Genomic DNA, 11,971 nt, shown 5'->3' on the forward strand with positions numbered 1-11,971 from the left:
GGGCGTCACCCGGTATCGATCGAGAGTCCACACGAATCACACGAGATGGGAGCATCACGATGACCAACCCGTTCGACAACACCGACGGGGTCTTCTCCGTCCTGGTCAACCACGAGAACCAGCATTCGCTGTGGCCGGACTTCGCGCCGATCCCGCAGGGGTGGCAGCAGGTGTACGGGCCCGACGGACACGACGCCTGCCTGGCCTACGTCGAGGACAACTGGCGCGACATGCGGCCGGCGAGCCTGATCGCCGCGATGGGTGAGGCGCCCGACGCCCACCGAACCGGGAGGAACCAGGATGGGACGGCATAGCATGGCCGGCGGATTCGACCCCGACCTCAGTACCTCACACCGCGGCGCGACCGACCCGATCACCGAGCGCCTGTCCGCCACCGGCTCGGCTCCCGCACTGGAATTGGCCGGTGTGACAAAGACCTTCAACTCCGGACCGTTCGGTCGCGGGCGCAAGGTGCGCGCACTCGACGGTCTGGATCTGACCGTGCCCGCCGGGACGGTCCACGCGCTGCTCGGACCCAATGGTGCGGGCAAGACGACGACCGTCCGCGCCGTCGCCACGCTGATGCGCCCGGATGCCGGTTCGGTGAAGGTGTGCGGTCTCGACGCGCTCGCCGACCCGGGGGCCGTCCGCGACATCATCGGGGTGTCGGGCCAGTACGCCGCGGTCGACGGAACGCTCACCGGTTTCGAGAACCTGCGCATGGTCGCCCAGCTGTACGGGCACTCACGCCGTGATGCGAGCGAGCGGGCACGCGCTCTGATCAACGATTTGGATCTAGACGCCGCGGCCGATCGGCCGATGCGCACCTACTCCGGCGGCATGCGACGACGCCTCGACCTGGCCGGTGCGCTCATCAACGACCCGAAGCTGATCATCCTCGACGAGCCCACCACCGGTCTCGATCCCCGTGGCCGACGCCAGATCTGGGAGGTCATCGGGGAGCAGGTCGCCACCGGGACGACGGTGTTGCTGACCACCCAGTACCTCGAGGAGGCCGACGAACTCGCCGATCAGATCACCGTGATCGATCACGGCACGATCCGCGCGCAGGGCACCGCGACAGAGCTCAAGGAGACCACCGCGCCGGCGATCCTCACCGTCGAGGTCGCCCCGCATCACGATCGGCACGATCGTGGCAGCGGCACCGCCACCGAGGTGATCGCGACCACGCTGGCCGAGGTCGGTCTCGGCATGCCCGAGCGGATCGACGACGTGCGCTGGTCGGTACCGGTCGCCGGCGGAACGCGCAGTGCGGTTGCCGCAGTGCGTATCTGCGGTGAGTTCGGGATCGAGATCGTCGACGCCTCGGTGACCACCCCCACCCTCGACGATGTCTTCCTCCGGCTGACCGGCCGCGTCGCCGCCGACCCGCCGACGGGTGGGGACCCACAACGATTGGAGCCCAGCGATGTTCGCTGACACCGCCGTCCTGGTGGAACGAAATCTGCTGACCGTCAAACGCATCCCGACCCTGCTGCTCTCGGCGACCGTACAGCCGCTGATGTTCGTGGTGCTCTTCGCCTATGTCTTCGGCGCCACCCTCGGCGGAGCCCCCTACCGGGAGTTCCTGATGGCAGGCATCTTCACCCAGACCGTCGTGTTCAACGCCGCCTTCACCACCGTCGGTCTCGCCGGCGACATGTCCGGGGGCATCGTCGATCGTCTTCGGTCGCTGCCGATGTCACGCATCGGGGTGATCGCCGCACGCGTCGGTTCGGACATGCTGCTCGGCGCCATCGGCCTCGCGGTCATGGTGGCCAGTGGCCTGGCCATCGGCTGGCGGGTCCGCGGCAGCGCCGGCGACGCGGTGATCGCCTTTGCCGTGATCGCATTGTTCGCCCTGGCGATGGCCTGGATCGGTGCGGTCAGCGGTTTGGCGGCACCGAATGTGGAAGTGGCCCAGAGCATCGGGTTCCTGTGGATGTTCCCGGTGACATTCCTCTCGAGTGCGTTCATCTCCGCGCAAAGCCTGCCGGGGCCGCTGCGCGCGATCGCCGAATGGAATCCGGTGACCGCGGTGGCGACGATGGCACGCGAGAAGTTCGGCAACAGTGCGCCACCGGACTTCCCGACACCCTCCGGTTGGGTCGCCGACCACGCCCTGGGGTACTCGATCGGGGCGAGCCTGGTGATCCTCGCGGTGTGCGTGCCGGTGTCGTTGCTGCTCTACCGCCGATCGACGAGTCGGTAACGACTGATGATCGATCGACCGGGATCGTGACACCATGCTGATCGGACATGTCTACCGTGGAGGGGTGCCACCCTCCACCGATGACACGTCGCCGCCACACCGCGAGGCCGACACCGACGGGCACGGCGGTTTTGCCGCCGCGCCGCACCCCGACCTGTCGTTCGCCGACGATTCCGATGTCTCGATGCGCGCGTTGCTCGAGGCGTCGGCGGTCGGCGACCGGGCATCGTTCGCCCGACTCTATGACCTGACCAACCCCCGCATCTATGGTCTGGTGCTGCGCGTGATCCGGGACGCCAACTATGCCGAGGAGGTCGTCCAGGAGGCGTACCTGCAGTACTGGCAGAAGGCGTCGACGTATCGGCCCGAACGCGGCTCGGTGATCACCTGGATGATGACCATCGCCCACCGGCGCGCGATCGATCGAGTGCGCACCGAGGATCTCCAACGACGCCGGGTCACCGAGGCCGGCATCGCGCAGGCATCGGTGTCCGATCCGCTGCCACTCGAGGTGGTCGTCGACCGTGAGGAAACCCGCACATTGCGTACCTGTCTCGACGATCTCACCGATCTGCAGCGCTCCAGCATCGAGATGTCCTACTTCAACGGCCTGACCTATCCCGAGGTGGCCGCCCAGACCGACACCCCGCTGCCGACCATCAAGTCACGCATCCGGGACGGGCTGCGGCGGCTGCGCGATTGTCTGCGAGGACGCGGCCATGCCTGACACCGAGTGGCTCGACGATCACGTCGAACTGTTCGCCATCCATGCCCTCGAGGGCGCCGAGGCCGACCGGTTCGTCGACGAATACAACGGACTGACGCCGTTGGAGCGCACCATCTACGACGGCCGTATCGACGAAATCCACACCACCATGGCCGATTTCGCTGCCGGCTACGCCCTGGCGGCACGGCCGGAACTGCGTGAGCGGGTTCTCGATCACGTCTTCTCGGCGCCCGCCGACTCCACCGGACCGCCGGACTCCCCCGAGTCGGGGGTCTCCCCGGGGTCGATGTCGTCGATCTCGACACCGGCGGAGACCGATACCGGCCGGCATGCGGCGGTCTCCCCGGCCGCCGGCAGCGACAGTCCGGCCTACGCGGCGACCGGTCCGCCGGTTCCGCCGGCCCCGCCCCCGCAAGGCCCCGTCACAGAAGGCCCTGTCACAGAAGGCTCGACACCGGAAGGCCCCGACTCCGGCCGGGTCGTCGACCTGGCCGCCCGCCGACGCAGACGAGCCGCGGCGCTGGCCGCCGCGGCAATCGTCGTGGGCGTCGCGCTCGGTGCCGGGGCGCTGGTCGGACGCCAGACCGCTCCACAGCCGGCACCGACGACGTCGGCCGATCGCAACGTCCTCGACGTGCTGCAGGCACCTGACGCGGTGGTCTCGGTCGCTCGCCTGGCCGACGATCACGGAGCGATGTCGGTGGTCGCGTCGCGGACCCAGAACCGGGCCGTGGCGGTACTACGTGATCAGCGCACACCGCTGCCCTCGAATCGCACCTATCAACTGTGGCTGGTCGGCGGCGCCAACGCGCAGCCGGCGTCGGCGGGCCTCGTTGCGGGATCCGGGACGACCGATCCCCTACTTATCGAGCGCATCGATAATTCTCAGGTTCTGGCCGTCACGATCGAGCCGGAGGGTGGGTCACCGCAACCCACGACCGACATTCTCGCGCAGGTGTCACTGTGATTCCCGGCCGCCACGACGTGCTACCCGGTTGATCACGACGACCCCCGGACGCGATGGGCGCGGGGGTCGACGTCGGTCGGTGGTACCGGGATTCAGGGTGTACCGGGCCTCACCAATCCTCGAGGCGGGTGATGCCGTCCTGCAGCGCGCGTGCGAGTAGGTGCGTCTTCGTCGGTGCGGGGCGCCCGACGGCCGCATATTTCGCCCGGATTCGCGCCAGGTGGGTGCTCACGGTCGATGCCGCGATGAACAGCTGCTCGGCGGCCTCGTCCTTCGATTCGGCTGCCAACCAGGCGAGAAGGACCTCGACCTCGCGCGGCGAGAGCACCGGACGCCGGATCGGTGCGGGCGCGGGCGCGGCGCTCGGCATGACCGGGCGCATCGGCGGCCGGACCGGTGCGAGCGGACGCATCCTCAGATGCGAGCCCGGCGCGACCGGGGGCCGATAGTCGGCGATACGGGCCACCGAGGCTCGGAGGTCGCGGGGGTGACCGACCGGATGTCCGGGGGCCGGAAGGGGCATGGTGTCCGAAATATCGGAAGGCGCGGTCGTCACCGTTGGTCCTCGTTTACTGTCAGGTACCACGGCTCACGCGCGGGGATCGCGCTCGCCGTTCGCACTGGGGTCCATCAACTCTTCACAGAGAATATTAAGGCTGCGTTCAGCAACCGAATAGTCCCAACATGGGGGACGTCGTTTGCAGATGCAAGGATTAAGCGATTCGTCAATCCGTGATCTCATCAGGGGACTGCACCGCCACACCGGCGATCTCGGCACTCGCCCTGCTCACGGTGCCGAGCGGCGGCGTTCTCATCCGATCGGGAGGATCGATCCCGGCCTTCCCTCGACGCACACCACGTAGGATCACCGCGACAGCAGAAGTAGAACATGTTCTAGAACAGACTCACGGCAAGGCGAGGAACGACGATGACCCACCCTTCCCGACATGACGTACTGGGCTCGACGGTGACGATGCCGGTCGAGATCCGACACGCCCGCTGCTTCGTCGCGGGCTTCACCGCCGACGCGAGGGCGATGCAGACCGCGATCGACGCCGCCGGCGACACCCGCGGTGCGGTGGCGCCGTTGCGGATTCGTCGCGGCCGGGGCATGTGCATGCTGGTCTTCGTCGACTACATCGACGGCGATCTCGGGCCCTACAACGAATTCGGGGTGTGCTTCCTCGTCGATCCGACCACGACCGATGACGCATCCGTCCCCGGCTGTTCCCGGTCTGGCGGGTCCTGGTCCGGGTTGCGGTCGCTGTTCGCCGGCGACGCGCGGGCCCTCATCCATCGGCTACCGGTCGATGGTGAGTTCACCCTCGCCGCCGGACGCGGGATCTGGGGATTCCCGAAGATCCTTGCCGACTTCGACGTCGACCACGAGTCGGCGACCCGGCACGGCCGGGTGAGCGTCGACGGCCGGCTGATCGCCGACCTCACCGTCAAGCCGGGGATACCGATGCCCGCATCTTCGGTGGAGACCACGCTGCATGCGTACTCGCAGCTCGACGGCACTCTGCGGATGACGCCGTGGCGACTGCGGTCGATCACCGGCACCCGGACCCGACTCGGCGGCGCCCTCCTGCACCTCGGCGACCACGAGATCGCCGACGAGCTGCGCTCTCTCGGCCTGTCGCCGCACGCGCTCATGACGACGTCGGTGAGCAGCCTCGCCATGACCTTCGACGACGCCGAGGTCATCTGAGCGACTCCGGTGAGCGGGACGGCCGCGCGAGCGGGGGATCCGGCGAAACGAATCCGTAGACTGGCGGGGTCGTCCCAGCCCCGGTCGCCGAATGCCGCGACCTCCCCAGCCAGTCAGGCGGTGTCGCACGTGAGCAATCTCGAAGCCCAGCCGGCGGAAGTCGAATGCCGAACCGTCGCCCAGAACTCGGTCGCCCAGAGCTCGGTCACACAGAACTTGTCGGGCGAGAAACGACGTCCATTGCGGGCCGAGGTCCTCACCGCCCGTGACGTCCCCCTTGGCGGTCCGCGCGCGATGACGGTCCACCGAACCGTGCCCCAGCGCAGCCGATCGTTGATCGGTGCCTGGTGTTTCGCCGACCACTACGGTCCCGACGACGTCTCGGTCACCGGCGGAATGGACGTGCCACCGCATCCGCACACCGGATTGCAAACGGCGAGTTGGCTGTTCACCGGCGAGATCGAACACCGGGACACCATGGGCAATCATGCGATGGTCCGGCCGGGTGAACTCAACCTGATGACCGCGGGGCATGGCATCGCCCACACCGAGGTGTCCACCCCCGACACCACGGTGCTCCACGGCGTGCAGCTGTGGATCGCGCTGCCCGCCGACGCCGTGGACACGCCACGGGATTTCGCGCACTACGCGCCACCGCTGGTCACCGTCGGCGAGGTCACCGCGCGTGTCTTCCTCGGTGAGCTGCACGGCAGCACCTCCCCCGTGCACACCTTCACACCGCTCCTCGGCGCCGAACTCCATTTACCGGCAGGCGCGGAGATCGCCCTCGACGTTCGCGACGACTTCGAACACGGATTCCTCGTCGACTCCGGCCGCGTCGACATCGTCGACTCCACCGCCCCCACCATCGAACGCACCCAACTCGGGTACGTCGGACTCGGCGCGAGCACCATCACTTTGCGCAACCGCGCCGAGGGCGCAACTCGCATCGTCGTCCTCGGCGGTGCACCGCTGAACGAGGACATCGTGATGTGGTGGAACTTCATCGGGCGCAGCCACGACGACATCGTCGCCTTCCGCGAGGAGTGGATGGCGCACAGTGAGCGCTTCGGTCAGGTGCAGGGGTACACCGGTGAGATCCAGCACCTGCCCGCCCCCACCCTCCCCGGAACGCGCCTGCGGGCGCGGGAGAACGTGCCGGGGCGGGCGCAGGAGGGGTGAGGGGTCGTTGTCACCTGACTTGGCTCACAGCAATCGGTGACCAGCCAGCAAATGCGCCCACGCTCGGCGGAGCTACCCGGCTGCGCGTGCCCGATGAACGACGGGGGCCGATCGGCGCGGTTGAACGTGCCAGAAGCGCTCGGGCACCGTCAGTCGATCGAGCTTGAACAGGCTTGCCTGAGAACGATATCGACCTATGGCGGTCAGCTTTGCTTGCGAGTTGCCGAGCCGCGGATGCGCGACGTCCAAGTGGTGGCCTTCTCGGCGAAGTCGCCGGTGCGTTCTCGACTCCCCACGCCACCGGTACGTGCAGTAGGGCAGATCGGCGTACAGCCAGAGGTCGCAGGGTGGCGGGTCGGCCAACAGTGCCTCTCGCGTCGTGATGTGGTCCGGGTGGCCCACCCCCAGTGGCCCGATCACGAGATCGGGTGTGAGACGCGCGATCTCGCGGTGCAGAGACTCGATCACCGCTTCCGGAGAGCAGCCACCGTACTGGTTGTCGAGAAGGCCCAGGTGTATGGCGGACGCACCAAGCGCGTCAAGAGCGGCGAGGTCCTCATCGCGTCGGGCCGCCATCGCCTCCGACGACGACGAAAACCCACTCGCGCGATCCCATCCGGTGGATTGCTCCGGCAGCGGGTCGCCCGCGAACACGGTGACCACGCTTACTTCGCCCAATGCAGCGATGGTGGCGCCTGCAGAGAACACTGCGTCATCCAGATGAGGTGAGACGACGACAACACCGTTCATGATGGGCTTCCTTCTGATGAGAAGCACCGACATGAGCCGCCCGTACGCCATCTCACCTTCTTGCTTTGCCCTACTTTGTGGCACCTGGTGGGCAATCACAACCGCCGACTTGAAAACCGAGTCAGTTGACCAGGAAACCGAGACGATGAGGCTCGCGAACGGTATTCGTCGCTCAGGGAACACCACTCGACAAATTACTTACGCAGCCTTGCGACTCAGGTCCTCACGAATCACGCCCTCGGCGTGCCACCTCACCCTGAACCGCCGAGCAGCCGCGCGAAGTTCGCGATACCTGCAGACTCGGCGGCGGTGTCGTTCTGGCTGTCATTGTCGGACAACGCATCCGCGAACGCCCGGGACTGCTGTTTGCCACTCTCGAGCAGCGCCGCGAGTTCCCGTGCGGCGCGGTCGATCCGATCACGGAGGGTGGTGGTGTCACCGGAGCCGCCCGCCCAATCCTCGGCGGCGGCATAGACACCCGTGGGCACCACGATCATGCGCAGGTAGCCGAACAGCGGACGCAGCGCGTGGTCGAGCACCATCGAATGCCGTGGGCTTCCACCGGTCGCGGCGATCAGGACCGGCGTGGCCGCCATCTCGTCGACGTCCACGAGATCGAAGAACGTCTTGAACAGGCCCGAGTAGGACGCATTGAAGACCGGGGTGGCGACGATCAGGGCATGGGCACCCTGCACGGTGTCGATGGCCGCGCGAGCAGCGCCGGTGGCAAAGCCCGCGGCCATCGACCGGCCGAGGTCGACGGCGAGGTCGCGGAGATCGATTGTCGTTGTCTGCACCCGGTTTTCACCCAGCACACCGGTCACCGCCGAGACGAGCCGGTCGACGAGCATCCGCGTCGACGACGGCTCGCCGAGCCCGGCATTGACCGCGACCAGTCGGATCATGCCTGCACCTCGTGTTCCTGTATCTCGTCTTCCTCATCGGCGTGCACCGCGGCATCACGCGCCGCCACCAGCGAGGCGTGTGTCGGCGCGTCCGGGACCTCTGCGGGACGCCCCTCGGCGAATCCCTGACGCAATTCCGGCAGGACCGCGCCGAGTTCGTCGAGCTGTTCGAGGACGGTTTTCAGCGGCAGACCCGCGTGGTCGATGAGGAACAGCTGGCGCTGGTAGTCGCCGAAGGTGTTGCGGAACGACAGTGTGCGGTCGACGAATTCGGCCGGGCTGCCCACCGTCAGCGGAGTCTCCCGACTGAAATCCTCCAACGACGGACCGTGCCCGTAGACCGGCGCGTTGTCGAAGTACGGCCGGAATTCGCGGACCGCGTCCTGGGAGTTCTTGCGAATGAAGAACTGTCCGCCCAGCCCGACGATCGCCTGGTTGGCGTTGCCGTGGCCGTAGTGCTCGTAGCGTTCACGATAGAAGTCGATCAGACGCTGGAAATGCTCTGCGGGCCAGAAGATGTGGTTCGCGAAGAAGCCGTCACCGTAGTACGCGGCCTGCTCGGCGATCTCGGGGCTGCGGATCGACCCGTGCCACACGAACGGCGCGACACCGTCGAGGGGGCGGGGCGTCGAGGTGAACGACGTCAGCGGGGTGCGGAACTTGCCCTCCCAGTCGAGCACCTCCTCGGTCCAGAGCCGGTGCAGCAGATGATAATTCTCGATCGCGAGCGGAATGCCCTGCCGGATGTCCTTGCCGAACCACGGATAGACCGGGCCGGTGTTGCCGCGGCCGAGCATCAGGTCCACCCGCCCGTCGGCGAGATGCTGCAGCATCGCGAAATCCTCGGCGATCTTCACCGGATCGTTGGTGGTGATCAAGGTGGTGGCCGTCGACAGATTCAGCGTCGAGGTCTGTGCGGCGATGTAGGCCAGCGTCGTCGTCGGTGACGACGAGAAGAAGGGCGGGTTGTGGTGCTCACCAAGAGCGAAGACATCGAGTCCGATGTCCTCCGCTTTCTTGGCGATCTCGACGATGGCCTTGATGCGCTCGTGCTCGGTGGGAGCAACCCCCGTGGTCGGGTCCACCGTGATGTCGCTGACGCTGAAGAGTCCGAATTGCATGTCGCGCCTCCTGGGTTCCGGGACTGTCATCCAGCTTAACCGGACCATGGTCCGCTTAATTCCGGACGCCGGATGACCCGTCTTCCGGGCACTCTGACCTGGGTGAGTTAGTGTGGGCTTACCCGATCCTCGATGGGAGTCAGAATCATGAAGCTTCGGAAGTCCGTTGCCGCGGCCGCCCTGGCCGGTGCCGCCGTCTTCACCGTTGCCGCCTGCTCGAGCAGTGACGACAACGCCTCCACCACGACCGCGAGCACCTCGGCGGCCACGAGCGCCGAATCCAGCGCCGCGGAATCCTCCGGCAGCGACGCACCCGCTCCCGCAGATCTCGACACCGCAGCAGCTCAGGCCATCCTGGACAAGGCGCTGAACCCCGACACCTCCAGTGCCGATCTCGACGCCGTCGTCGACACCAGCAGCCCGCTGACCAAGCCCGCGATCCAGGCCTTCGCCAAGGGCTCCAAGCAGATGGGCTACACCTACAAGGTCACCAAGGTCAGCGGCGACGGCAACGATGCCGCTCTGGTGACCTTCGATGTCGGCGGCGCACACTCCGCCAGCGGCCTGCAGATGAAGTTCGTCAAGGTCGACGGAAGCTGGAAGCTCTCCGGGGACGCGGTGACCTTCCTGCAGTCGATGGCCGGCGGTCACTGACCTCCGACAACGCACTCCCGAGCGCCGCACCGTAAGCCTCCGGTGCGGCGCTCGGTGCATCTGCGACCGGTGTGGCTGTGAGCGATGAAGCTGGGACCGGATTGCCCGACGTGAGCGCCGGTAGCATGGCAGAACCCGGTGACGGCCGGGACATCGATGCCGAGGGAGGCGCTGTGCGAACCGATCAGGTCACCCGTCCGATTGCGCCCGCGGTGACCGATCGTCATGCGCGCTGGCCTCAGGTGAACGATCTGGTCGACGAGTCTGCAGAACCCGGGACCCAGCGCCCCGAAACGCCGCACACCGAAAGACCGGACCACGCAACACCGGACTTCGAGGCCCCGCTTTTCGAGATCCCGAGTCCCCGGAGCGATGTCGTGGACGGGCCGCTACCTCCGATCGGCGACCTGTGGGGTAGGGCCGAACTCGGTCCGATCCCCGAGCTCCGAACATCGGGCGTCGAACCTGTCGTCTATCCGCGGGGACGCACCGCTCCGGCGGCAACCGCAGCGGTGGTGTGCGGCGTCGCCTCGGTGCCGCTGACCCTGGCACTCGGCATCGGTGGGGTGCTGGGCATCCTGGCGATCATCCTGGGAGTGACCGCGGTACGCACGATCCGGCGAACACCGGGCATGCGTGGCACCGGTCGCGCGGTGGCGTCGATCATGATGGGGACGGGCAGTGCCCTGGTCGGGCTACCGATTCTCGCGCTCGTCCTGATGGTCGGCTCGCTGCTGTAGAGCCTGCCGCGCGGCGCACGAGCCCGCGCCGTGTTCTCGGACCGGAGGATCAGCCGGCGACGCGCAGGTGCCCGACCGTGGGCTCGAGATGCCGGCCCAGCCATGCGACCACCTGGTCGATGTTGCGGCCCTGCTCGTCGGGATCAGAGATCTCGGCCAGCGCCGGAACCGAGTGGAGCACGGCCGCGTAGAACGCCGCCTCGCGCGACATACCGTGTTGCGCCATGACCACCTCGAAGGAGTCGAGCGCCTGGTCGAGCTCGCCGTAGGTCACCATGTGCCCACCGAAGCGCACCGCCGGCAACGACGGCGTCATGTCCGCCCTGTCGCGGATGTCCTGCAGTAGTTCATTCATGTGACACTCCCCCACCCGGCTGACTTGATTCATGGTCATCACCCTTCGATCAACCTCCCCGTCGACCGAGGGCTTCTTGCAATCAAGCATCGATTGCTGCGTAACGATGTGGGTACCTTACCGCGTGAAATGTGGCGGATTACACACCGAAACTGGTAACGCCCACAACAACTACGGTATACCCGTCAACAGAAACGATAGAACTTGTGACACATGTGGTCTATGAGATTTCTGTGTCTGATGTTGAAAAGAAACGTCGCCGTGACCACTGGGGTCCCGGCGACGTTTCGTGACATCTCGTCCTACGTTCGACGGTCAGCCGTTCTCCCGGGCGGCTTTGTCTGCCTCCATCGCGTCGATGAGGCTCTTGGGGCGCAGATCGGTCCAGTTCTTCTCCACGTACTCCAGGCACGCGGCACGTGAATCCTCCCCGAACACCTTGGTCCAGCCGGCCGGGATGTCGGCGAACGTCGGCCACAGCGAGTGCTGGTTCTCATCGTTCACGAGCACGTAGAAGCGGCCGTTCTCGTCGTCGAATGGGTTCGTCATCTCTACTCGACTCCTTCAGTCAATCGTCGTTGTCCTCGAGGCGGTTAGGTGAACCTCAGTCGTGTTTCACCGTACCGTCCCCGACCTCGTCGGCGGCA

Annotated in this window: 15 protein-coding genes; 9 read left to right on the forward strand and 6 right to left on the reverse strand. The window is 66.7% G+C overall.

Annotated elements, in window-relative coordinates; all coding sequences use genetic code 11:
• Nucleotides 1-59: 59 nt before the first annotated feature.
• Genes AC5ZH6_RS19250 through AC5ZH6_RS19270 form a run of 5 tightly spaced genes read left to right on the forward strand, consistent with a single transcriptional unit; the run spans nucleotide 60 to nucleotide 3,906 of the window.
• The gene (locus AC5ZH6_RS19250) at nucleotides 60-314 is read left to right on the forward strand and encodes an MbtH family protein (RefSeq protein WP_006370437.1); all 255 of its coding nucleotides are present in this window, start codon (nucleotides 60-62) and stop codon (nucleotides 312-314) included.
• Between the two features lies 1 nt (nucleotide 315).
• Nucleotides 316-1,440, forward strand: coding sequence for an ABC transporter ATP-binding protein (locus AC5ZH6_RS19255; protein WP_014360964.1), 1,125 nt, complete (start codon nucleotides 316-318; stop codon nucleotides 1,438-1,440).
• On the forward strand, nucleotides 1,430-2,212 hold the full coding sequence (locus AC5ZH6_RS19260) for an ABC transporter permease (protein ID WP_020170462.1): 783 nt from the start codon (nucleotides 1,430-1,432) through the stop codon (nucleotides 2,210-2,212). The genes AC5ZH6_RS19255 and AC5ZH6_RS19260 overlap by 11 nt, the downstream gene beginning before the upstream one ends.
• A 34-nt stretch (nucleotides 2,213-2,246) precedes the next feature.
• Nucleotides 2,247-2,939 (forward strand): sigma-70 family RNA polymerase sigma factor, encoded by a 693-nt coding sequence (locus tag AC5ZH6_RS19265; RefSeq protein ID WP_014360966.1) that lies wholly within the window; start codon nucleotides 2,247-2,249, stop codon nucleotides 2,937-2,939.
• Nucleotides 2,932-3,906 (forward strand): anti-sigma factor, encoded by a 975-nt coding sequence (locus AC5ZH6_RS19270; protein WP_496167677.1) that lies wholly within the window; start codon nucleotides 2,932-2,934, stop codon nucleotides 3,904-3,906. Before AC5ZH6_RS19265 ends, AC5ZH6_RS19270 begins: the two co-directional genes overlap by 8 nt.
• A gap of 109 nt (nucleotides 3,907-4,015) precedes the next feature.
• On the opposite strand, the gene AC5ZH6_RS19275 is transcribed toward AC5ZH6_RS19270, so the two are convergent.
• Entirely contained in the window at nucleotides 4,016-4,462 is a 447-nt protein-coding gene (locus AC5ZH6_RS19275) for a response regulator transcription factor (RefSeq protein ID WP_496167678.1), read from the reverse strand.
• A gap of 372 nt (nucleotides 4,463-4,834) precedes the next feature.
• Here AC5ZH6_RS19275 and AC5ZH6_RS19280 point away from each other — a divergent pair, with 372 nt between their 5' ends.
• Entirely contained in the window at nucleotides 4,835-5,617 is a 783-nt protein-coding gene (locus AC5ZH6_RS19280; RefSeq protein ID WP_496167679.1) for an acetoacetate decarboxylase family protein, read from the forward strand.
• Nucleotides 5,618-5,746: 129 nt separating this feature from the next.
• Nucleotides 5,747-6,799, forward strand: coding sequence for a pirin family protein (locus AC5ZH6_RS19285; RefSeq protein ID WP_496167680.1), 1,053 nt, complete (start codon nucleotides 5,747-5,749; stop codon nucleotides 6,797-6,799).
• A 72-nt stretch (nucleotides 6,800-6,871) separates the two neighbouring features.
• On the opposite strand, the gene AC5ZH6_RS19290 is transcribed toward AC5ZH6_RS19285, so the two are convergent.
• The 3 genes from AC5ZH6_RS19290 to AC5ZH6_RS19300 all read right to left on the reverse strand — a co-directional run bounded on the left by AC5ZH6_RS19290 (nucleotide 6,872) and on the right by AC5ZH6_RS19300 (nucleotide 9,575).
• On the reverse strand, nucleotides 6,872-7,600 hold the full coding sequence (locus tag AC5ZH6_RS19290; RefSeq protein ID WP_231386619.1) for a PIG-L deacetylase family protein: 729 nt from the start codon (nucleotides 7,598-7,600) through the stop codon (nucleotides 6,872-6,874).
• Between the two features lie 200 nt (nucleotides 7,601-7,800).
• Nucleotides 7,801-8,454 carry a CE1759 family FMN reductase gene (locus AC5ZH6_RS19295; protein WP_496167681.1) on the reverse strand — a complete coding sequence of 218 codons (654 nt, stop codon included), beginning with the start codon at nucleotides 8,452-8,454 and terminating at the stop codon, nucleotides 7,801-7,803.
• Complete coding sequence (locus AC5ZH6_RS19300) at nucleotides 8,451-9,575, reverse strand: LLM class flavin-dependent oxidoreductase (RefSeq protein ID WP_020170455.1); 1,125 nt, start codon at nucleotides 9,573-9,575, stop codon at nucleotides 8,451-8,453. The genes AC5ZH6_RS19295 and AC5ZH6_RS19300 overlap by 4 nt, the downstream gene beginning before the upstream one ends.
• A gap of 147 nt (nucleotides 9,576-9,722) precedes the next feature.
• Between AC5ZH6_RS19300 and AC5ZH6_RS19305 the strand changes: the two genes are divergently transcribed.
• Together AC5ZH6_RS19305 and AC5ZH6_RS19310 are read left to right on the forward strand one after the other, a co-directional pair.
• The gene (locus AC5ZH6_RS19305; protein WP_496167682.1) at nucleotides 9,723-10,229 is read left to right on the forward strand and encodes an MTB12 C-terminal domain-containing protein; all 507 of its coding nucleotides are present in this window, start codon (nucleotides 9,723-9,725) and stop codon (nucleotides 10,227-10,229) included.
• 173 nt (nucleotides 10,230-10,402) lie between these two features.
• Complete coding sequence (locus AC5ZH6_RS19310) at nucleotides 10,403-10,969, forward strand: DUF4190 domain-containing protein (protein ID WP_496167683.1); 567 nt, start codon at nucleotides 10,403-10,405, stop codon at nucleotides 10,967-10,969.
• A gap of 49 nt (nucleotides 10,970-11,018) precedes the next feature.
• On the opposite strand, the gene AC5ZH6_RS19315 is transcribed toward AC5ZH6_RS19310, so the two are convergent.
• Nucleotides 11,019-11,324 carry a hypothetical protein gene (locus tag AC5ZH6_RS19315; protein WP_238534739.1) on the reverse strand — a complete coding sequence of 102 codons (306 nt, stop codon included), beginning with the start codon at nucleotides 11,322-11,324 and terminating at the stop codon, nucleotides 11,019-11,021.
• A gap of 315 nt (nucleotides 11,325-11,639) precedes the next feature.
• Complete coding sequence (locus AC5ZH6_RS19320; protein WP_006370451.1) at nucleotides 11,640-11,873, reverse strand: MbtH family protein; 234 nt, start codon at nucleotides 11,871-11,873, stop codon at nucleotides 11,640-11,642.
• Nucleotides 11,874-11,971 lie beyond the last annotated feature (98 nt).

Source organism: Gordonia sp. YC-XJ4, assembly GCF_059511865.1.